17 protein-coding genes are annotated in these 20,336 nt (G+C 70.4%); 11 read left to right on the forward strand and 6 right to left on the reverse strand.

From position 1 onward, the window contains the following. Positions 1-9 precede the first annotated feature (9 nt). From atzF to ABZ453_RS41565, 4 genes are read right to left on the reverse strand one after another with little or no spacing between them, the layout of a single operon-like run. Positions 10-1,659 carry an allophanate hydrolase gene (gene atzF, locus ABZ453_RS41550; protein ID WP_359023701.1) on the reverse strand — a complete coding sequence of 550 codons (1,650 nt, stop codon included), beginning with the start codon at positions 1,657-1,659 and terminating at the stop codon, positions 10-12. Positions 1,660-1,694: 35 nt separating this feature from the next. Continuing rightward, positions 1,695-5,201 carry a 5-oxoprolinase/urea amidolyase family protein gene (locus ABZ453_RS41555; protein WP_359023703.1) on the reverse strand — a complete coding sequence of 1,169 codons (3,507 nt, stop codon included), beginning with the start codon at positions 5,199-5,201 and terminating at the stop codon, positions 1,695-1,697. Next, the gene (locus ABZ453_RS41560; RefSeq protein ID WP_359023705.1) at positions 5,198-5,860 is read right to left on the reverse strand and encodes an urea amidolyase associated protein UAAP2; all 663 of its coding nucleotides are present in this window, start codon (positions 5,858-5,860) and stop codon (positions 5,198-5,200) included. The genes ABZ453_RS41555 and ABZ453_RS41560 overlap by 4 nt, the downstream gene beginning before the upstream one ends. Continuing rightward, complete coding sequence (locus tag ABZ453_RS41565; protein WP_359023707.1) at positions 5,857-6,681, reverse strand: urea amidolyase associated protein UAAP1; 825 nt, start codon at positions 6,679-6,681, stop codon at positions 5,857-5,859. The genes ABZ453_RS41560 and ABZ453_RS41565 overlap by 4 nt, the downstream gene beginning before the upstream one ends. Positions 6,682-6,867: 186 nt before the next feature. Between ABZ453_RS41565 and ABZ453_RS41570 the strand changes: the two genes are divergently transcribed. From ABZ453_RS41570 to ABZ453_RS41595, 6 genes are all read left to right on the forward strand, one after another. Then, positions 6,868-7,494, forward strand: a complete 627-nt coding sequence (locus ABZ453_RS41570; RefSeq protein WP_359023709.1) for a TetR/AcrR family transcriptional regulator — start codon at positions 6,868-6,870, stop codon at positions 7,492-7,494. A 270-nt stretch (positions 7,495-7,764) separates the two neighbouring features. Continuing rightward, on the forward strand, positions 7,765-9,363 hold the full coding sequence (locus ABZ453_RS41575) for an ATP-binding protein (RefSeq protein ID WP_359023711.1): 1,599 nt from the start codon (positions 7,765-7,767) through the stop codon (positions 9,361-9,363). Next, positions 9,360-9,767, forward strand: a complete 408-nt coding sequence (locus tag ABZ453_RS41580) for a roadblock/LC7 domain-containing protein (protein WP_359023713.1) — start codon at positions 9,360-9,362, stop codon at positions 9,765-9,767. The genes ABZ453_RS41575 and ABZ453_RS41580 overlap by 4 nt, the downstream gene beginning before the upstream one ends. Next, positions 9,764-10,168 (forward strand): DUF742 domain-containing protein, encoded by a 405-nt coding sequence (locus ABZ453_RS41585; RefSeq protein WP_359023715.1) that lies wholly within the window; start codon positions 9,764-9,766, stop codon positions 10,166-10,168. Before ABZ453_RS41580 ends, ABZ453_RS41585 begins: the two co-directional genes overlap by 4 nt. Then, positions 10,149-10,769, forward strand: coding sequence for an ATP/GTP-binding protein (locus ABZ453_RS41590; RefSeq protein ID WP_359023717.1), 621 nt, complete (start codon positions 10,149-10,151; stop codon positions 10,767-10,769). The genes ABZ453_RS41585 and ABZ453_RS41590 overlap by 20 nt, the downstream gene beginning before the upstream one ends. A 76-nt stretch (positions 10,770-10,845) precedes the next feature. Continuing rightward, positions 10,846-12,327: a cytochrome P450 gene (locus ABZ453_RS41595; protein ID WP_359023719.1), complete on the forward strand. Its 1,482-nt coding sequence runs from the start codon at positions 10,846-10,848 to the stop codon at positions 12,325-12,327. Positions 12,328-12,345: 18 nt separating this feature from the next. Here the strand turns inward: ABZ453_RS41595 and ABZ453_RS41600 are convergent, their stop codons facing one another. Next, positions 12,346-13,287 (reverse strand): RluA family pseudouridine synthase, encoded by a 942-nt coding sequence (locus ABZ453_RS41600; protein WP_359023720.1) that lies wholly within the window; start codon positions 13,285-13,287, stop codon positions 12,346-12,348. A gap of 902 nt (positions 13,288-14,189) precedes the next feature. Here ABZ453_RS41600 and ABZ453_RS41605 point away from each other — a divergent pair. Continuing rightward, a complete protein-coding gene (locus ABZ453_RS41605) occupies positions 14,190-15,266 on the forward strand; it encodes a pentalenene synthase (protein WP_359023722.1) in 1,077 nt (358 codons plus the stop codon). Between the two features lie 46 nt (positions 15,267-15,312). Then, on the forward strand, positions 15,313-15,900 hold the full coding sequence (locus tag ABZ453_RS41610) for a GNAT family N-acetyltransferase (protein ID WP_359023724.1): 588 nt from the start codon (positions 15,313-15,315) through the stop codon (positions 15,898-15,900). A gap of 59 nt (positions 15,901-15,959) precedes the next feature. On the opposite strand, the gene ABZ453_RS41615 is transcribed toward ABZ453_RS41610, so the two are convergent. After that, on the reverse strand, positions 15,960-17,477 hold the full coding sequence (locus tag ABZ453_RS41615) for an amino acid permease (protein ID WP_359023726.1): 1,518 nt from the start codon (positions 17,475-17,477) through the stop codon (positions 15,960-15,962). A gap of 230 nt (positions 17,478-17,707) precedes the next feature. On the opposite strand from ABZ453_RS41615, the gene ABZ453_RS41620 reads away from it, so the two are divergent. The 3 genes from ABZ453_RS41620 to ABZ453_RS41630 all read left to right on the forward strand — a co-directional run bounded on the left by ABZ453_RS41620 (position 17,708) and on the right by ABZ453_RS41630 (position 20,300). After that, the gene (locus ABZ453_RS41620; protein ID WP_133044999.1) at positions 17,708-18,328 is read left to right on the forward strand and encodes a PadR family transcriptional regulator; all 621 of its coding nucleotides are present in this window, start codon (positions 17,708-17,710) and stop codon (positions 18,326-18,328) included. A 182-nt stretch (positions 18,329-18,510) separates the two neighbouring features. Beyond that, the gene (locus tag ABZ453_RS41625) at positions 18,511-19,527 is read left to right on the forward strand and encodes an ATP-binding cassette domain-containing protein (protein WP_359023728.1); all 1,017 of its coding nucleotides are present in this window, start codon (positions 18,511-18,513) and stop codon (positions 19,525-19,527) included. Next, complete coding sequence (locus ABZ453_RS41630; RefSeq protein ID WP_359023730.1) at positions 19,524-20,300, forward strand: ABC transporter permease; 777 nt, start codon at positions 19,524-19,526, stop codon at positions 20,298-20,300. The genes ABZ453_RS41625 and ABZ453_RS41630 overlap by 4 nt, the downstream gene beginning before the upstream one ends. The last annotated feature ends 36 nt before the right edge of the window (positions 20,301-20,336 follow it).

Below are 20,336 nucleotides of genomic sequence, written 5' to 3' on the forward strand. Positions count from 1 at the left end.
CGCGTGTGATCACCGGTTCAGGTAGTTGCGCCAGCTTCCGTAGCCTGTGATGTCCTCGGCGTTCGCCAGTGCCGCTGGTTCGCACAGAAAACCGGGGACTCGGGTTCCGTCCGAGAGCTCCACGCTTCCCAGCGTCATGGGCCGTGGAAGTGTTGTCAGCAGACGGCCGAGGCCCTCTGCCGGCAGGCGCCACACCTCTGTCTCGATCTCGGCTCCGCCCTCGCCCACATGCACGAGCCCCGGCTTCGGCGGGTCCGTCGCCAGCGCGTGCAGGCGGTAGACCGGGGCCGTCGTGGTCGTTCGGTCCAAGCGGGCGCCCAGGGACAGGAGTTGGGGGTTGAGGGGCTGGCCCGTCAGATGGGCGCCCACCACGGCCAGCCGGGTTTCCGGCTGGAGCGACGCGGCGATCTTCGCCAGGCGTTCGTCCGTGAAGGCCGGGCCGATCAGCATCACGCCGAAGGGGAGGCCGTTGACCGAGCCTGCGGGGACGGCGACCGCGGCCAGGTCGAAGAGGTTCGTCGAGTTGGTGAAGCGGCCCAGGCGGGCGTTGGAGGCGAGGGGGTCGGCGGCGACCTCGGCGAGGGTCGGGTGGCCCGGGGTCGTGGGGAGGAGGAGGGCGTCCGCGTCGGAGAGTTCGGCGAGGGCGCGGAGGCGGAGGGCGGCCAGGCGGTCGAGATCGGCGTAGAGCCGGTGGGCCGGGATGTCCCGGGCGCGGGTGATGATGCCGGCGACCGTGGGGTCGAGGCCCTCGACGCCGTCGGCTGACGCCTTGTCGACAAATTTCCCCACCGCCGTGTAGCGCTCGGCGACGAAGGCGCCCTCGTACAGCATCGCGGCGGCCTCGGTGAAGGGCGTCAGGTCCAGGGTGCGGACGTCGGCGCCCGCGGCGCGCAGTCGCTCCACCGCGGCCTCGTACGCCTGCGCCCAGTCCTCGTCGAGTTCGCCGAGCCGGCCGGGTGCCGGGACGGCGATGCGCCAGGGGCCCGGAGTGCGCTGGGGGAGGGCGGGGAGTTCGCGGGCGGGTGGGGAGGTCATGAAGGACAGGGCCTGTTCGGCCTCCGGGAGGGTGCGGGCGAAGACCGTCACGCAGTCGATGGAGGCGCAGGCGGGGACCACCCCCTCCGTGGGGACCAGGCCGCGGGTCGGCTTGAGGCCGACGATGCCGTTGAAGGCGGCCGGGACCCGGCCCGAGCCCGCCGTGTCGGTGCCGAGGGCGAGGTCCACGATGCCGAGGGCCACCGCGACCGCCGAGCCGGAGCTGGAGCCGCCGCTGATGCGGGACGGGTCGTGGGCGTTGCGTACGGCGCCGTAGGGCGAGCGGGTGCCCACCAGGCCGGTAGCGAACTGGTCCAGGTTCGTCGTCCCCAGCACGATGGCGCCGGCCGCGCGGAGCCGGGCGACGACCGGGGAGTCGTTCTCCGGGTGGTAGGCGTACGCCGGGCAGCCCGCGGTGGTGGGCAGGCCGGCCACGTCGATGTTGCCCTTGGCGGCGAACAGACGGCCGGCGAGCGGGAGTCGGGCGCCGGCGGCGGTGCGTGCGTCGATGGCCCGCGCTTCCGCCTCGACCTCGTCCTGCGGGCGCAGATCGATCCAGATCTCGGGGCGGTCCACGGCCTCGATGCGGGCGTAGGCGGCGCGGACTCGGGAGAGAGCGGACATGGTGGGTGCCTCTTTCGGTTCGTCGGCCGGAGCGATCAGTTCGTCGCCGGGGCCAGGACCAGCAGTGCCGTCCCCGCCTCCACCTGGTCGCCGGGTCTGGCCAGGATCTCGGCCACCACACCGGCCATCGGCGCGTGCACCCTGGACTCCATCTTCATCGCCTCCAGAGCGAGGAGCGGCTGTCCGGCCGTCACCTCGTCACCGGCCCGAACGTTCAACTGCCAGACGGAGGCGGCGAATTCGGCCTCCACAAGACGTCCTCCGGCCGGGACCGTCACCTCGGCCGGGGAGGCCGCGGGTGCGGAGGCCGCTTCGGCGCGCGCGAACTCGCCCGCCGCCTCCCACGCGTCCCGCTCCGCCGCGAAGGCCGTCTGCTGCCGGTCCCTGAACTCGCCAATGGACTCAGCGTTGTCGGCGAGGAAGGCCTGGTACTCGGCCAGGGAGAACGTGCCCTCCTCGATGCGCGGAACGAAACGGCCGGAAGTCATGTCGGCACGCAGGTCGAGGAGTTCGTCCGCGTCCACCGGATACCACTTGATCCGGTCGAAGAAGCGCAGCAGCCAGGGCGACCCGGGTTCGAACGCGCCGCGCTGCTGCCACCCCGACCACACCTGGGTCGTACGGCCCACGAACTGGTATCCGCCGGGGCCCTCCATGCCGTAGATGCACAAGTAGGCGCCGCCGATGCCGACCGAGTTCTCGGCGGTCCAGGTGCGGGCCGGGTTGTACTTCGTGGTCACCAGGCGGTGCCGGGGGTCCAGTGGGGTGGCCACGGGGGCGCCCAAGTAGACGTCCCCCAGGCCGAGTACGAGGTATTCGGCGGCGAAGACCGTGTCGTAGACGTCGTTCACCGACTCCAGCCCGTTGACGCGGCGGATGAACTCGATGTTCCAGGGGCACCAGGGGGCGTCGTCGCGGACGCCCGCCATGTAGCGGGCGATCGCCTCGCGGGTCGCGGGGTCGTCCCAGGAGAGGGGGAGGTGGACGGTGCGGGAGGGGACGACGAGTTCGTCGGTGGGCGGGAGAGTGGCCGTGATCTCCCGTACGGCGGCGAGGAGTTCGTGCTGGGGCAGGCGGGTCGGGTCCGTCTGGATCTGGAGGGAGCGGATGCCGGGGGTGAGGTCCGTGATGCCCTCGGGGCCGTCGGAGGCCACGGCCTCCATGAGGGCGTGCACCCGCATGCGCAGGGCCAGGTCCAACTGCATGGGGCCGAACTCGACGAGCAGGTTGTCGTCGCCGCTGCGGCGGTACGTCACGTCTGCGTCGCGGGCGAGGATGCCGCCGTCCACGATCTCCGGGCGGGCCGAGCCGTCCACGGTCACCGGCATGAAGCGCACCGTGTCGCCCGGCCGCAGTTGGCCCAGCTTCCAGCGCTCGCCGCTCAGCACGGTCGCCGGGCACACGAACCCGCCCAGGGACGGGCCGTCCGGGCCCAGCAGCACCGGCATGTCGCCGGTGTAGTCGACGGCGCCGACCGAGTACGGGGTGTCGTGGATGTTGGACGGGTGCAGGCCCGCCTCCCCGCCGTCGGTGCGGGCCCAGCGGGGCTTGGGGCCGACCAGACGGACGCCGGTGCGGGCGGAGTTGAAGTGGACCTTCCAGTCGGCGGCGTAGAAGTCGCGGATGTCGTCCTCGGTGAAGAACTCCGGTGCCGCGTGCGGCCCTTCGACGGCGCCGATGTGCCAGAGGGCCGTGAAGTCCGGGCGTTCGGTGACCGGGGCCCCCTCGGTGACCGTCCCTCCGTGCAGGACGTCGCCCGTCCTGAGAGCCCTGCCGCCGTGTCCGCCGAAGCGGCCCAGGGTGAAGGTGCTCGCGCTGCCCAGGAAGGCCGGGACGTCGAGGCCGCCGGCGAACAGGACGTAGGTCCGCAGGCCGTGCCGCGCGGGTGCGCCGACCTCCAGTACGGCGCCCGCGGGAACGGTCACCGGCTCCCACTGCGCGATGGGCGTGCCGTCGACCGTGACGGGGGCCGGGGCGCCGGTCACGCAGAGGGTCGTCGGGTGCGTGAACCGCAACGACGGTCCCTGCAAGGTGCATTCGAGGCCGGGGGCGCCCTCCTCGTTGCCCAGCGCGCGGTTGCCGAGACGGAAGGAACGGTCGTCCATGGGGCCGCTCGGCGGCACGCCGACCTGCCAGTAGCCGGTGCGGCCCGGCCAGTCCTGCACGGTGGTGAGGGTGCCGGCGGAGACCACCTCGATGCGCGGGGTCGGGTCGCTCACCGAGGCGAGCGTGGCCGTGGAGTGCCGGGCCGCCTTGAAGCCCTCGTCCTCCAGGGCCGCGCGGACCAGTCCCAGGTTGGTCTCGATGCCGTCGACGCGGGTGCGGGCCAGTGCCTGGTCCAGGCGGCGCAGGGCGTGGGCGCGATCGGGGCCGTACGCGATCACCTTGGCGAGCATCGGGTCGTACGACGTAGTCACCTCGGTACCGGTCTCCACCCAGCCGTCGACGCGTACCCCCGAAGGGAACTCGACCCTGGTCAACAGGCCCGCGCTGGGACGGTGTTCGCGCGAGGGGTCCTCGGCGTAGAGGCGGGCCTCGACGGCGTGGCCGCGGGGCGGGCCGGGGTCGCGCACGACGTCGCGTTCGCCGCGGGCCAGGCGCAGCATCCAGGCGACCAGGTCGACGCCGTAGATCTCCTCGGTGACCGGATGCTCCACCTGGAGGCGGGTGTTGACCTCGAGGAAATAGGCCTCCTCGCGCGTGGCGTCGTACACGAACTCGACGGTTCCGGCGGAGCGGTAGCCGACGGAGGCGCACAGATCGCGGGCGGAGGAGGTGAGTTGCGCGCGGACGTGTGGGGGCAGGCCGGGGGCGGGTGCCTCTTCCAGGACCTTCTGGTTGCGGCGCTGGAGTGAGCAGTCGCGGTCGCCGAAGGTGACCACTCTGCCGTCGCCGTCGCCGAAGACCTGCACCTCGACATGGCGGGCGTGCTCCACCAGGCGCTCCAGGAAGACGCCGGCCGAGGAGAAGGAGGCGGTGGCCACGCGCTGCACCCGGTCCCAGGCGTCGGTCAGTTCCGCTGCTGATCGACATGCCGACATACCGATGCCGCCACCGCCGCCGGTCGCCTTGAGCATGACCGGGTAGCCGATGGCGGTCGCCTCGCTCAGCGCCTCCTCCAGAGAGCCCAGCAGTCCTGTACCCGGTGCCAGCGCCACTCCCGCCGCTTCGGCGGCCGCTCGGGCGGTGTGCTTGGCGCCGAACAGCTCCAGTTGCTCCGCCGTCGGGCCGACGAAGACGATCCCGGCCTCCTCGCACCGCCGCGCGAAGAGGGCGTCCTCGGAGAGGAAGCCGTAGCCGGGGTGGATGGCGCCCGCGCCGGTGTCCTTGGCCGCCTTGAGCACCAGGTCGGCGTCGAGGTAGGACTCCTTCGCGGGCGCCGGGCCGAGCCGCACCGCCTGGTGGGCGAGACGGACGTGGGGTGCCGAGCGGTCCGGGTCGGAGTACACGGCGACGGTGCGCAGGCCGAGTTCGCGGGCGGTGCGGATGATCCGGACCGCGATCTCGCCGCGGTTGGCGACCAGCAGCGTGTCGAAGGTCATCGGACGGCTCCGGCGATCGTCATCTCCACCGCGGTCGGCTCGAAGCCGTTGCAGGGGTTGTTGATCTGGGGGCAGTTGGAGACGAGGACCAGGACGTCGCGTTCGGCGCGCAGGGTCAGCTTCAGGCCCGGTGCCGAGATGCCGTCGACGATGCCGAGGGTGCCGTCCTTCTCGACCGGCACGTTCATGTACCAGTTGATGTTGGAGACCAGGTCCCGCTTGCCGAGCCCGTGCTTGGCCCCCTCGGCGAGGAAGTTGTCCACGCACGCGTGCTGCGACCAGGTGTGGTGGCCGTAGCGGAGGGTGTTGGACTCCTTGGAGCAGGCGCCGCCGACCGTGTCGTGCCGGCCCACCTCGTCCTCGACGACCGTCATCAGCGGGGTGTACTCGTTGCTCATCAGCACGCTGCCCGTGGTCAGGAAGATGCCGCCCTGCGCCTGGACGGTGTCGGGGGCGCTGTAGCGGACCGAGGTGTCGTGGGCGTCGTACGCCAGGAAGTCGACGGCCTGGTTGCCGTGCAGATCGGTGATGGTCAGCGACTGGCCGGCGCGGATCACGGACGACCAGGCCGCCCGGGCCGCAACGACGGTCGTGTGTACGGGTGCTGGCGTGCCGGTGCCGGTGCCGGTGCCGGTGCCGGTGGTCGTGTTCGCGCTCATGCGAGCCCCCTCGCGGCGAGGATTTCGGCGGTGTTCAGGAAGGCGCGGCGGCCCTCGGGAGTCGCCTCCCACAGGGGGTCGCCCGGCGCGGTCGGTGCCGCGCGCCAGGCCAGGACCTCCAGGGGGGTGCTGACGTACTCCTCCCGGGGGTCGGCGGGGTGCGGCGCGTTGGCGATCAGCACGGTGAGGTCCTGCTCGGCGCGCAGGGTGACGCTGCCGCCGGGGCCGGTCGAGCCGGTGAAGTCGAGGGTGCCGTCGTCGCGGATCTCCACGCCCTGGAAGAAGGAGAGGGACGGGGGGAGATCACGGGGCTCGAGGCCGTTCTTCGCGGCCGCCAGTTTGAACAACTCGCGGCCGGCGGGGGAGTCCGACTGCGGGGTGCCGTCGCCGTAGCGGTCGGTGTTGCGGGCGAGGGTGGAGGTTCCGCACAGGGCGTCGTGGCGGTGGGAGGTGTCGGCGATCACCGACGCGAGCACCCGGCCCTGGTCGGACAGCAGCAGCCGGCCCTCGCCGAGGTAGGCGTTCCACTGCACTTTCACCGTGTCGGCCACGTTCAGCCGCTCCCAGGGGCGGTCCGCGACGTACAGCAGCAGATGCGCGCAGGCGTCGCCGCGCAGGTCGGTCAGGCGCAGCTCGGTGCCCCGGGCCAGTACCCGGTGCGTGTAGTTGCCGCCCGCCACCGTCTCGGCCCACACCAGATGGCCGGCCTCGCAGGGCGGGTTGGGCCAGTCGGCGGCCGGGACGACGGGCATGGTCTCGGCACGGGTGCCCTCCTGGGCGCGCGCGTGGTCGCGGGCTCCGTATGTGGTCGCTGTCGCCATCGCGGGACCTCCGGCTCCGGGATCGTCTCTTCCGGGTAGTGCTGCTCCGGTCATTTCTGTCGCTCGACAGAAATTAGGAGGCGCTCGGGTCGCCGGGATTGCCCGTGCGTTGCCGGTCGGTTACCGAGCCCTCACCAAGATCGCCCCGGGGGCCGTCGTGCCAGGTGGTGTGCGAGGATCGAACGCATGGGAACGACGGGTGGGCGCCGGGTCGGCAGGCCCCGGGCCGCGCAGCGGCCGGACAGCGGGCTCTCGCCGCGCGACGAACTGCTCGCGGCGGCCGCCGAGTTGTTCACCACCCAGGGCTACGCGGCCACCACCACCCGCGCGGTGGCCGAGCGCGCGGGCATGCGGCAGGCCTCGATGTACCACTACGTCTCGGGCAAGGAGGAACTCCTCGCCGACCTGCTGGAGTCCACGGTCACGCCCTCGCTGACGTACGCCCGCCGCCTCCTCGCCGATGACGACAGGCCCGCCGGGCAGCGGCTGTGGGACCTGTGCCGCACCGACGTCGAGCTGTTGTGCGGCGGCCCGCACAACCTCGGCGGCCTGTATCTGCTGCCCGAGGTGCGCGCCGAGCGGTTCGCCGGGTTCCATGCCGTGCGCGCCGAACTCAAGGACGCCTACCGGCAGTTGCTCGCCGCCACCCCGGCCGGCGGCACACTCTCCAAGAGCGAGCTCGATCTCCGTACGGACCTGTTGTTCGGGTTGATCGAGGGCGTGATCCTGGTGCACCGCTCCGAGCCCGATCGGCCGGTGTCGGTGTTCGCGGAGGCGACGGCGGACGCGGCGTTGCGCATCGCCGGGGTCTGAACGGCCGCCCCGGAAGGGGATCTTCACCCGTCACGGTGAGTGAACATCGCATGCCCGTACGTCGTCACGCACCGTGTGCGACCGGAGGCTCAGCGTGCAAATGGGGCCGAGGGTACTCCGATCCCGTGCCCGGTTTCAGGTGCTTGCTGAATATGACACGGCGATGATCCGGTCGGACTAAGCTCGCCCGCAGCGCACCGAGTTGAACCATATTCGTGCGCTTGTTCCCCATATGCGCGACTTCCAGTCGATTCGTTTCAGAGGGCCTACATGGTGAGTGTTCAGTCCCCGCCCGGGCGCCGAGAACTTCCCTACGCGCGCGTGTTGTTGCTCCCCGCGATAGCGATGGCCGCGGCGACCGGCGCCGCCGTCGCCGCGGTGACCGAGCCCGCCAGGGCCGCCGTCGGCTGGTGCGGCGCCCTCGCCACCCTCCTGGTGATCGCGACGGCGGCCGAAGCGGTACGACGCGGCCGCGGTCTGCGGGCCCTGCGCGAGGAGAGCACCCGTCACATCGCTTACCTGGAACAGCGCGTGGCCGCACACGACCGCGAGCTGGTGCGCCTGGGCCGGGACATCACGCCCGCCGCGATCCAGCAGCTGCGCATCGGCGTTTCACCCAGGGAGGTGATTCGTAGCCTGGGCGACGTCGACCCGTCGTACCGCGACCTCACCCCGGCGCAGGCGGCCCTGGTCCAGCGGATGGTCGACATCGTCGACCACGAGGAAGCCCTGCGCGACTCGGCGGCCCGCTCCTTCGTGAGCGTCGCCCGGCGTGTCCAGGCCATCGTGCACCAGCAGGCCAGCGAACTCCGCGAGATGGAGGAGGACCACGGCCGCAACCCCGAGGTCTTCGACGACCTGCTGCGCATCGACCACGGCACCATGCTGATCGGCCGTCTCGCCGACTCCATCTCCGTGCTCGGCGGCGGCCGTCCCGGCCGTCAGTGGCCCGACCCCGTCCCGCTGTACAGCGTGCTGCGCGGCGCCATGTCCCGCATCCTGGAGTACCGCCGGATCAGCCTGGACTCCATCGCCAAGGTCAACATCAACGGCGTCTCCGTCGAGCCGGTCATCCACGCGGCGGCCGAACTCCTCGACAACGCCACCCGTTACTCGCCGCCGCAGACCAAGGTGCACGTCACCGCCAGTGAGGTGCAGACCGGGGTAGCGATCGAGATCGAGGACGCCGGCGTCAGCCTCAGCGAGGAGGCCCGTGCCCGGGCCGAGGGCATGCTCGAACGCGCCAAGCAGGGCACCGACCTCCAGGTCCTCGGCGAGTCGCCGCGCCTCGGCCTCGCCGTCGTCGGCCGTCTGTGCACGGCGTACAACATGCAGGTCTCGCTGCGCTCCTCCGCCTACGGCGGCGTCCGCGCCGTCCTCATCGTGCCGCGCGACATGATGACCGAGGACCCCGCGCCCGGACTCGCCCACGGCATCGGCGCCGCCGCGGCGCCCAAGGCCGACGACGCGCTCGAAGGCCCCCAGCGCCCGCCCAAGAAGCGGCGTCCCACCAGCCCGAAGTACCCGGCCGCGGTCTCCATGGAGGACGACGTCCCCGTGGTCACCGAGTGGACCGCGGGCGGGCTGCCGCAGCGCCGCAGCCGCGTCAAGACCCCGCTCAGCCAGCGGATCGCCGAGCAGGAGGCCATCGAACGGGCCGAACGGGAGGGCCGGCCGACCGTCTGGTCGACGCCGAAGCCCGAGCCCGAGCCCGAACCGGTCAAGGACGAGCCCGCACCCGGTGCCTGGGTCGAGGCGTTCTGGAACGGCCTCAAGGACAAGCCCGACCCGCTCACACTCCAGCCACGAACCCGACCGGCCCGCGCCGACGCCCGCGCCGAGGCCGATGACGAGGGAGACCTCAAGTGATCCAGCAGCGCGCGAACTTCGACTGGCTGCTCAAGGACCTGCACGACGGCGTACCGGGCATCGAGATGATCGTGGTGCTCTCCGCCGACGGACTGCGCATCGCCCGCTATGGCGGCGACCCGGACACCGCCGACCGCGTGGCCGCGGCCTGCGCGGGCCTGCAGAGCCTGGCGAGCGCCGTCGCCCAGGAGATCCCCAACAGCGACGGCAAGATGAAGATGGTCCTCATCGAGATCAACGGCGGCTACTTCTACCTGATGGCCGCGGGCGCCAACGCCTACCTCGCCGTGCTCTCCGACACGTTCGCCGAACCCGGCCTGATGAGCAACCGGATGTCCGACCTCGTCGCCCGTATCGGTGCCCATCTGACCAGTCCGCCCCGACGCAACGGGCAGGCCGTATGACTCCTCCGCAACGCCGGCGGCGCCGCTTCAAGGAACAACCGTCGCCACCGCCGGCGTCACCCGGCACCCCGAAACAACCAGAGCGGCTCTTCGTGGTGGCCGGGCCGGACGGCGACGGCGAGCGCGACGCGGACCTCGACCTCGTCACGTTGATCGTGGCGCGCGCCGACCCCCCGCCGTCCGCCACGCCCGAGCAGTCGGCGCTGCTCCGGCTCTGCACCACCCCCCTGTCCGTGGCCGAGCTCTCGGCGTATCTCAACCTGCCGTTCAGCGTGATGACGGTCCTGCTCACCGACATGCTGGCGGCCGGCCTGGTGACGGCGCGCGCACCGATCGTGCGCCAGTCCGTCGCCGACCGTTCCCTCCTCGAAGCGGTGATGCATGGACTTCAAAGGCTCTGACACCATCCCCGGCCCACGGACCGAGGACCAACTGCCGCACACGGCCGCGGCAGCGGTCAAGATCGTGATCGTGGGCGGCTTCGGCGTCGGCAAGACCACCATGGTCGGTGCCGTCAGCGAGATCAGGCCGCTGACCACCGAAGAGACCATGACCCAGGCCGGCATCGGCGTCGACGACAACTTCGGCTCGGAGACCAAGACGGCCACCACCGTCGCCATGGACTTCGGCCGCATCAGCATCACCGACGAACTGGTGCTGTACCTCTTCGGCACCCCCGGCCAGGAACGCTTCTGGTTCCTGTGGAACGGCCTGTTCGACGGCGCGCTGGGCGCGGTGGTGCTGGTCGACACCCGCCGCCTGGAGGTGAGCTTCGACGTCATAGGGCGGCTGGAGGAACGCGGGGTGCCCTTCGTCGTCGCCGTCAACACCTTCCCCGACGCGCCCCGTTACCCCATCGACGAACTCCGTACGGCACTCGACCTGCCGGACGAGATCCCCATCATCGAGTGCGACGCCCGCCGCCGGGCCTCCAGCAGGGACGTCCTGATGACCCTGCTGCGCTTCCTGCACGCCCTGGCGATGGCCAAGGCCCCGGCGTGAGCCCTCACCCTCTTGTACCCCGGATCACTTCCCTCTCGAACGTATCCCGGATCACTTCCCTCTCGGAGCAACCATCGTGACCCCAGACCCCCTCTTCCCCCCGACCACGGACACCCCCACCACGGCCGCCCCACCTCCCGGCTGCCCGGCGCACGGCATCGGGCCGGGCGGGTTGCGGCGGCTTTATGGGCCTGAGGCGGAGGATCTGGGGGCCCTGTACGAGAAGCTGCGCAGCGAGCACGGCCCGGTGGCACCCACGCTGCTGCACGAGGACGTTCCGATCTGGGTCGTCCTGGGCCACACCGAGAACATGCACATGGTGCGTTCGCCGTCGCAGTTCTGCCGTAACACCCGGCTGTGGACCGCCCTGCAGGACGGCACGGTCAAGCCCGACCATCCGCTCATGCCGCACTTCGCCTGGCAGCCCATCTGCGTCCACGCCGAGGGCGAGGAGCACCAGCGGCTGCGTGGTGCCGTGACCGGCGCCATGTCGACCATCGACCACCGCGGTATCCGTCGCCACATCAACCGCGCGACCCAGCTACTCGTCAATCAGTTCTGCGAGACGGGCAGGGCCGACCTGGTCAGCCAGTTCGCCGAGCATCTGCCGATGATGGTGATGTGCGAGATCCTCGGCATGCCCGAGGAGTACAACGACCGCATCGTGCAGGCGGCGCGCGACATGCCCAAGGGCACCGAGACCGCGATCGCCAGCAACGCGTATCTGATGGACGTCCTGATGCGGCTCACCGCCCGCCGCCGAGCCGATCCCCAGGACGACTTCACCAGCCATCTGATCAACCACCCGGCGGGGCTCACCGACGACGAGGTCGGCCAGCACCTGCGCATCATCCTGGTCGCGTCGTACGAGGCCACCGCCAACCTGCTCGCCAACGTACTGCGGGTGGTGCTCACCGACCCCGGGTTCCGCGCCCGGCTCAGCGGCGGCCAGATGACGGTGCCCCAGGCGGTCGAGCAGTCGCTGTGGGACGAGCCGCCGTTCAGCACCGTCCTTCCCTACGTCGCCAAACAGGACACCGATTTGGGCGGGCAGCGCATTCGCAAGGGAGACGCCCTCATCCTCGGCATCGCGCCGGGCAACGTCGACCCGCGGGTCCGGCCCGACCTCACGGCGAACATGCGGGGCAACCGCTCCCACCTCGCCTTCGGCGGCGGCCCCCACGAGTGCCCGGGCCAGGACATCGGCCGCGCCATCGCCGACGTCGGCGTCGACGCGCTGCTGACGCGTCTGCCGGATGTCCAACTCGCCTGCGACGAAGACGAGTTGAGTTGGCGGGAGACCATCTCGAACCGGCATCTGGTGGAACTGCCGGTGAAGTTCGCGCCCAAGCCCCAGCAGGACGTCATGGCGCGCCCCGCGCATCCGCTGGCGTCGCAACAGCGCCCCAGCGACTGGCAGGTCGGCACACCCCTGCCCCGGGTGACGGTCCCGGAGCCTTCCGTCCCGGCCATGCCGCCCACGCCGGTCTCCATGCCCGAACCGGCCCGTCGGCCGAGCTTGTTCCAGCGTTTCCTGCGCTGGTGGCGCGGCGAGTGACCGACCGGACTGCGAAGGTCACTCGGCCCACTCGTCGTACGACGACCAGGCCCGCAGCACCCGCGGGCTGACGAACCGGTGCTCGCACCCCGTGATCGGGTCGGTGAACTCCAGCACCCGCGCCAGTAGTTGGAGCGGGCGCCGGAAGTCACCGGCCGCCACGGGGCCGGCCACCACCGGATAGAGGGGATCGCCCAGGATCGGCACCCCCAAGGCGCTCATGTGGACGCGCAGTTGGTGCGTCTGCCCGGTGCTCGGCAGCAGCCGGTACCGGGCCAGTCCGTGACGGTGCTCCAGCAACTCGATCCGGCTGACGGCGTTGGGCTCGCCCTCGACCTCACGAGCGGCCAGAATCCCGCGCTCCTTGACGATCCTGCTGCGCACGGTGCGCGGCAGGTCCAGCCCGGGGTCGTACGCAGCCACTGCCTCGTACTCCTTGCCCACCCTGCGGTCACGGAACAGGGACTGGTACGCGCCGCGCTCCTCGGGCCGTACCGTGAACAGCACCAAGCCGGCCGTCAGCCGGTCCAGCCGGTGGGCGGCGCCCAGCGTCGGCACACCCAGCTCCCGTCGCAGCCGCGCCAGGGCCGTCTCGGCGACATGGCTGCCACGTGGGGTGGTGGCCAGGAAGTGCGGCTTGTCGGCAACCACCACGTGCTCGTCCTGGAAAACGACATCGATCGCGAACGGCACCCGCTCCTCGGCGGGCAGCTCGCGGTGGAACCACACGTACATCCCCGGCACATACGCCGTCTCGCGCGACACCGGGCGACCGGCGGCATCGACGATCCGTCCCGCGTCCAGCATCTCGTCGATCACACCGGCCCCAGCCGCCAGTCGCGCCACGAGATGATCCCGAACGGTCGCCCAGGTTCCCTCGGCCGGCAGTCGCACCCGCACCGGGTCCAGCCCGTCGCGTTGCGGCAGGGGAGAGGGCGGGGGCGGGGTACGGCGTCTCATCATGATCAAGCGTACGAGGTGGCACCGGACGACGATGCGACCAGAATGGCGGAAACCAGCTGTACCCCGTCCGACGAACACCTGGGCGCATTCGAATACCGGCTCAGTGATCCGTCGTGGCCGGGATTCGCGGATTTTTTCGTTGCGACAGAAACATGTGTGTGAATCGAAACAGTTGCGAACCGAAACAGTTGAAGGCATTCGAGTCAACGGCGAAGCCCGGACGGCCCGTCGCGTGAAAGCGAACCCCTGGGGGCGCACCGGGGGTGCGAGGTGTGTGACGTGGGCTTCCCTTGGTAGCGCGTACTGAGTGCGGTGTTGTTCGGGGGCGCACAGCGTAGGTCGGGTACGCATCAACACGTAGACGCGCACGCCTTCCCGAGTCGGCATGCGGCTGGCACAGTTGTGTGGCTCGTCCATGTCGTACAAGCGGACTCGGAGTGGCCCGCTCCTTCTGTGGACTGGGCGCGTGGGGTGATGTACGTGGACCAGAGACGGACTGTGGGACGGGCGCTGTCGGCACGGCGTGGTGCAGCAGCCCCTGAAGGCACGGCCCGGGGAGGGGCTTGGCGCCGGCGTCCGCTGACCTGACGCCCGACCGCAGGGCGCCAACCGGCGCCCGTTCTCCGCGGCGACCAACTCGCCCTCGCCGCTTGGTAGATACATCTGTTACTCTGCCGCGAAATCGCCAACAGGCTGAGACTGCTCCATCCAAGCACTTGGGCGAGGTCGTCGACTCCGCATACTCAGCTCAGCCTGGATCCGTGCGCCCGCGACAGCGATCGGAGAAGGCCATGACCGGATATCCTGTCCGATTTCCGGACGATTTCTTGGATCCTCCGTCGTCTTGGCGCTCACTCGAATGAGGTTGACACGCATCCCTCGGCCGCGCATTCAGCGTTGTGATCTGGCCACGGAGAAAAAGCACCTTGAGCAGAAACTGGGAGAGATTCATGCCCCAGAACGTCACCATCGAGTTGCCCATACCTTTCCGGCTGAACTCCGGTCTGGCGGCCGCAAGGGAACGTAATCTGCAATGGATGCGCCGCCAGGAACTGGTACTGGGGGAAAAGGCCGCCCAACGCTATGTGTTCTCCGCAGTGGCGGACCTGGCCGCCTACAGCTACCCGGACGTCGAGGGTGACGACCTGGATCTGGCCTTCGACACCATGGGCTGGTTCTTCCTGTTCGACGACCTCTTCGACGTCCCCGCGGGACACAGGGCCGAGGAGGCCGTCGACGTGTGCCACCGGCTCATCGCCCTCCTCCGCGACCCCGTGCCGCAGGCGGGCAGGTACGACGCACCACTCGTGAGGGCTTTCGCGGACATCTGGTGCCGAGCCGGGATCGGCATGTCCGAGGAATGGCGGGAGCGGGCCGCGCACAACTGGGTGGACTACCTCACGGGAAATCTCACCGAGGAAATCGACCGGCGCACCTGGGTTCCGCAGGACTTCGACACCCGGATGAGGATCGGCCATCGCACTCTCGGACTGGTGCCGTCGCTGGATCTGGCCGAAAGGGTGGGGCACTTCGAGATCCCACAGCTCATCTGGCACAGCAGCCACCTGGAATCCATGCGACAAGCGGCCGTCGACGCGGTCAAACTCATCAACGAAGTGATGTCCCTGGAGAACGACGACGCCCGGGGCGATCCGAATCTGGTGCACTGCCTTGTACGAGAACGCGACTGCTCCCGGCCTGAAGCCATAGAAATGGCCGTCGCCCTCGTCCAGTCGGCGGTCGCCAGGCTTTTCGCGCAAGCGAAACGGATTCCCGTGTTCTGCACCCGTCTCGGGCTCACGAGCGATGAGACCGACAAGATCCGGCGCTATGCGAGGTCCATGATCACGTGGATACGCGGCAGTTATGACTGGAGCCGAATCAACGGCCGGTATTCCCCGTACACGGCCAGCGCCCTGGGCTCGGGTGTGACCGGCCAGCTCCATCCCGCGAACCTCACATCGGTGTCTCCGTAGAAAAACCGTTGGGCCCCCGCACCCCCCGGTTGGCAGGATGCCGTGCATGCCGTTCACTGCCGATGTCGTGTTGTCCGAGGGGGCCCTCGCTCGGGGGGCGCAGCCCGTGCTTGCCACCGGTGACGGGCTGGTGCTGCGGCCCTGGCGGGGGGAGGACGCGGGGGCCGTGCATGAGGCGTTTCAGGATCCGCTCATGCATCAGTGGCACATCCGGCGCAGTGACTCCGAGGAGGAGGCCGCCGGGTGGATCCGGGAGTGGCAGAAGGAGTGGGAGGGCGAGCGCAACGCCCAGTGGGCCGTGGTCGACGCGGAGACCGACCGGCTGACGGGGCGGGTCGCTCTGCGGGACATCCGGCTCGTCGAGGGACTGGGCAAGGTCGCGTACTGGACCACCGCGGCGGCCCGCGGGCAGGGCGTCGCCGTCCGCGCGACCAACACCCTGACCCGGTGGGCCTTCGACGAGATCGGCTTCCACCGCCTCGAGCTCCTGCACGCCACCGCCAACCGGGCCTCCTGCCGCGTCGCCGCCAAGACCGGCTTCGTCCTGGAGGGCACCAAGCGCCGTGCCGCCTACCATCAGGACGGCTGGCACGACATGCACCTGCACGCCCGCCTGCGCGAGGACAGCGCCTGACCGACCGGCGGTTCCCGGTGCGCGGCACTGCCTCGTGAGGCGGGCGCGAGGCCTGCGTGCTAGGCGGCCGCTTCCTGAACCGCCGGCTCCGGTACGGCACTTCCCGCCTCCGACGTCCTGCGGTACGCCCGGTAGGCGGCGCCCGTCAGCAGCGTGGCGGCGAGGAACAGGACCGTGAACCACTGGAAGTACCAGTGGCCGCCCGCCGGGTCGTACACCGCGGCCCGGGGCCAGGCCAGGTTGACGGTCATGGCGAGGCCGTAGAGCAGGGCCAGCGCGTTGACCGGGATGCCCCAGCGGCCGAGGGAGAAGAGCTTCGCGCCCGTCTCGTCGGTGCCCCGCGAGCTGAACTCGCCGCGCAGGCGGCGGATCAGCAGCGGGCCGGTGACCATCGCGTACGCCAGGTACAGCATCACGATGCAGGTGGTGCCGATGGCCAGGAAGGCGTCCGGGGAGGCGAAGTTGAGCAGGAGCAGGGCCGCCGCGAGGACGCCGACCACCACCGCGGGAGCGTTGGGCATCCCGGTGCGCGGGTTGACGTGCGCCAGGCGGCGGGAGAAGGGGAGCTGTCCGTCGCGTGCCATGGAGAAGAGCATGCGGCAGGCCGCCGTCTGGATGGCCAGGGTCGCCACCGCGATGGCCACGACCACGTCGGCGAGCAGCACCTTGCCGACACCGTCGCCCAGGCGGCTGGTCAGAACGTAGCTGAGGCCGTCGACGCCCAGGTGCCCGTCGGTCAGGCTGGGGGCGGCGAGCAGTCCGCCGAGGATGACCAGACCGCCCAGCAGGCCCGCGGCGCCGAGCGCGGTGAGGATCGTACGGGGAGCGGTACGGCGAGGGTTGTGCGTCTCCTCGCTCATCTCACCGGCGCTGTCGAAGCCGATCATCACGTAGGCCGCCGTGAACGAGCCCACCAGCAGCGCGCCCAGCAGGCCGGAGCTCGCCGCGTTCCCGGTGTGGAAGGTGATGCCGGGGGAGCGCTTGGAGTGGGTGAGCAACAGGACGACGATCAGGACCGCGCCGATGATCTCGGCGGTCACGCCGACCCGGTTGATCACGGACATCACGCGGTTGTCCACGATGTTCACCAGCGTGGTCAGCACGAGCAGGAGCACGCCGAGCACCGCCGCGTTCGCCGCGCCGTCCGTCGACGTCACCGCCGGGTCGCTGCCGACAAGTTGGAAGCCGGACCAGATCGCCGGGAGCACCATCTGCAGGGCCAGAGCCGCCGCCGCGACCACCACGATCTGCCCGATCACCATGATCCAGCCGGCGAACCAGCCGAAGGTGACGTTCGACAGGCGTGAGGACCACTGGTAGATCGCGCCCGAGATGGGGTAGCGCGCCGCGAGTTCGGCGAAGCAGGCGGCCACCAGGAGCTGGCCGACCAGCACCGCCGGCCAGGCCCAGAAGAAGACGGGGCCGCCGAAGGCGTACCCGAAGGCGAAGAACTGGAAGACCGTCGTCAGGACGGAGATGAAGGAGAACCCGGCCGCGAAGGAGGCGTACCGGCCCAGGCTGCGGTGCAGTTCCTGGCGGTAGCCGAACTCGGCTAGGGAATGGTCGGTTGACGGCACGGCGGCACCTGCCTTCGGCGCGGTTCCTGCGAGCTGATTCCTGTCAGGCGACAGAAATTAGGGACGGCCTGTTTCGCCCGCGTCACGTCGTCGTGTCGGGGGCGGGCCCAAGTCCTCACGTCCTTGCTATGCACCCGCCGAACGCGATACATCGTGTGTATTGACGACCGTCGGCCATCGCGATATGTTCGTGCACGGATATTCGGTGACGAGGGGACTAGGTGATGGTCATGGCGATGCAGCGCCGAAAGCTCAGCAACCCGCTGGCACTCGCCGTGCTGGTCACCCTCTGGCAGAAGCCGATGCACCCGTACGAGATCGCCCAGACCCTGCGCAGTCAGGGCAAGGACGCCACCACGAAGATCAAGTACGGCTCGCTGTACACGGTCGTGCAGAACCTGGAGAAACACGGCTTCGTCGAGGTCGCCGACGTCGAGCGAGCGGGCAACCGGCCCGAGCGCACGGTCTATGGGCTGACCGACGCGGGCCGGCAGGAGGCGTCGGAGTGGCTGTCGGACCTGCTGGCCGTCCCGGCCAAGGAGTTCCCGATCTTCGAGACCGCACTGTCCTTCCTCGCGGTGCTGCCCCCCGACGAGGTGGTGCGGCTCCTCAAGGAGCGGCTGAAGAACCTCGAGGTGGAGGCGGTGAGCGGGCGGGCGGCACTGGCGAAGCTCTACGAGACGCTCCCCAGGCTCTTCCTCGTCGAGGTCGAGTACCAGGTGCACATGGTCGAGGCGCAGACGGAATGGGTCCGCGGTTTCCTGGAGGAGATCGAGAAGGGCTCGCTGCCGGGCGTCGACGGGTGGCGCCGCTTCCATGAAACGGGGGAACTGCCACCGGAGTTCACATAGGTAAGCGCAAGGAGACATCAAGGACCCCGGCAGGGCTGTTGCAGCAGCTCCGCCGGGGTCGCGAACCCCGAACTGACTCCGCCGTGCGGCAGGCCAGGCGATCGAGGTGCGGCACACCCAGGATAGCCCGGCGCTGCTCACGCGGATCAGTTGTCATCCGCTCACTCAGGAGAGCAGTCGTCATGAGCACTACCCGTGCGCCCGCGGTAGCGGCGCGTCAGCTGATCAAGACCTATTCCAGCGAGGTCACCGCCCTCAACGGCATGGAGATCACCGTCGAACCCGGCACCGTCTTCGGGCTCCTCGGCCCGAACGGCGCCGGCAAGTCCACCACCGTCAAGATCCTCACCACCCTGGCCAGGCCCGACTCCGGCTCCGCCACCGTCGCCGGGCACGATGTGCTGCGCCACCCCGACCGGGTGCGCCGCGCGATCGGCGTGGTCGCCCAGGGCTCCGGCTCCGACCCGGTCGCCACCGGCCGGGAGAACCTCCAACTGCAGGGCAGGCTCTACGGGTTGAGGGGCGCCGCCCTCAACGAGCGGGTGGACGAGCTGCTGGAGCGCTTCAGCCTGACCGACGCCGCGCGGCGCCCGGTCAAGGGCTACTCCGGCGGTATGCGGCGCCGCCTGGACGTCGCCCTCGGTCTGGTGCACCGGCCCGAGGTGCTCTTCCTGGACGAGCCCACCACCGGCCTCGACCCCGAGGCCCGCACCGCGATGTGGGACGAGATCGACCGGCTGGCGGGGGAGGAGGGGCTGACGATCCTGCTCACCACGCACTACCTGGACGAGGCCGACCGGCTCGCCGAGCGGGTCGCGATCGTCGACCGCGGCCGGGTCGTGGTCGAGGGCACCCCGGACTCCCTGAAGGGCGAACTGCGCGGCGACGCCGTCCACCTGGAGCTGCGCGAGACGGTCAGAGAAGCCGGCCGCACGCTCCTCGACGGCGCCCTGGGCGGACTGCCCGGCATGCACGAGGTCCTCGTCGACGGCCGCCGCATCAGCGTCCGCGCCGACGACGGGGCGGCCGCCGTACCCGCCCTGCTCGCCGCCCTGGAGCGGGCCGGTGTGGGAGTCGCCGCCGCCACCGTCGCCCGGCCTTCCCTCGACGACGTCTATCTCCGTTACGCCGGCCGCCGTTACTCCGAGGCCGACGCCGAAGCCACCGACCGCCTCGTCCTCGCCGGAGGTGCCCGATGAGCACGGCCCTCTCCCAGACCTGGTACATGACGCAGCGTCAGCTCATGGTGTTCACCAGGCAGCCCGCCTACGCGATCATCACGCTCATCCAGCCGGTCATCTGGCTGTTCCTGTTCGGCAGCCTCTTCAAGAAGGTCGTCGAGCTGGGCGGCTTCGGCACCACCACCTACCTCGACTACCTGGTCCCGGGTGTGGTCGTGATGAGTGCCCTCAGCTCCAACATGTGGGCCGGCATGGGCACGTTGGAGGAGATCCAGCGCGGCACGCTCAACCGGTTCCTGACCACGCCGGTCAGCCGGGCCGCGCTGATGAACGGCAACGTCGTCAACAACGGCCTGGTCACCGCGTTCCAGTCGGTCGTCATCGTGCTGCTCGCCCTGGCCGGCGGCGCCGACTGCCCCGGCGGCGTGGCCGGGGTGGCGGTTCTGGTCCTCGCCTCCGTGCTGCTCGGCACGATCTTCGGGGCGCTGTCCAACGCGCTCGGCATGCTGGTGCGGGAGCGGGAGTCGATCATCGGCATCAACACCTTCCTGCTGCTGCCGCTGACGTTCCTGTCGAGCGCCTTCATGGCACCCTCGCAGATGCCCGCCTGGATGCGGCACATCGCCGACTTCAACCCGCTCAACTGGGCCATGGTCGCGGGCCGTTCCGCCCTGTCGGAGCACCCGGACCGGGGTGACGTGCTCAGTCGCGGCGGGGGACTGCTGGCGCTCGCCGTGGTGGCCGTGTGGCTGTCGATCCGGACGTTCCGGTCCTACCAGCGATCGGTGTGAGCACGGCGAAGGGGCGGCACCCGGGCCGGGTGCCGC

It is taken from the genome of Streptomyces sp. NPDC005799 (assembly GCF_040630525.1).
GTDB classification, from domain to species: domain Bacteria; phylum Actinomycetota; class Actinomycetes; order Streptomycetales; family Streptomycetaceae; genus Streptomyces; species Streptomyces griseorubiginosus_B.

Coding starts and splice junctions, on each gene's coding strand:
- ABZ453_RS41600 (WP_359023720.1), bottom strand. CDS start 13,287: ATGAGACGCCGTACCCCGCCCCCGCCCTCTCCCCTGCCGCAACGCGAC.
- ABZ453_RS41585 (WP_359023715.1), top strand. CDS start 9,764: ATGACTCCTCCGCAACGCCGGCGGCGCCGCTTCAAGGAACAACCGTCG.
- ABZ453_RS41560 (WP_359023705.1), bottom strand. CDS start 5,860: ATGAGCGCGAACACGACCACCGGCACCGGCACCGGCACCGGCACCGGC.
- ABZ453_RS41565 (WP_359023707.1), bottom strand. CDS start 6,681: ATGGCGACAGCGACCACATACGGAGCCCGCGACCACGCGCGCGCCCAG.
- ABZ453_RS41630 (WP_359023730.1), top strand. CDS start 19,524: ATGAGCACGGCCCTCTCCCAGACCTGGTACATGACGCAGCGTCAGCTC.
- ABZ453_RS41590 (WP_359023717.1), top strand. CDS start 10,149: ATGGACTTCAAAGGCTCTGACACCATCCCCGGCCCACGGACCGAGGAC.
- ABZ453_RS41555 (WP_359023703.1), bottom strand. CDS start 5,201: ATGACCTTCGACACGCTGCTGGTCGCCAACCGCGGCGAGATCGCGGTC.
- atzF (WP_359023701.1), bottom strand. CDS start 1,659: ATGTCCGCTCTCTCCCGAGTCCGCGCCGCCTACGCCCGCATCGAGGCC.
- ABZ453_RS41620 (WP_133044999.1), top strand. CDS start 17,708: ATGGCGATGCAGCGCCGAAAGCTCAGCAACCCGCTGGCACTCGCCGTG.
- ABZ453_RS41575 (WP_359023711.1), top strand. CDS start 7,765: ATGGTGAGTGTTCAGTCCCCGCCCGGGCGCCGAGAACTTCCCTACGCG.
- ABZ453_RS41610 (WP_359023724.1), top strand. CDS start 15,313: ATGCCGTTCACTGCCGATGTCGTGTTGTCCGAGGGGGCCCTCGCTCGG.
- ABZ453_RS41625 (WP_359023728.1), top strand. CDS start 18,511: ATGAGCACTACCCGTGCGCCCGCGGTAGCGGCGCGTCAGCTGATCAAG.
- ABZ453_RS41570 (WP_359023709.1), top strand. CDS start 6,868: ATGGGAACGACGGGTGGGCGCCGGGTCGGCAGGCCCCGGGCCGCGCAG.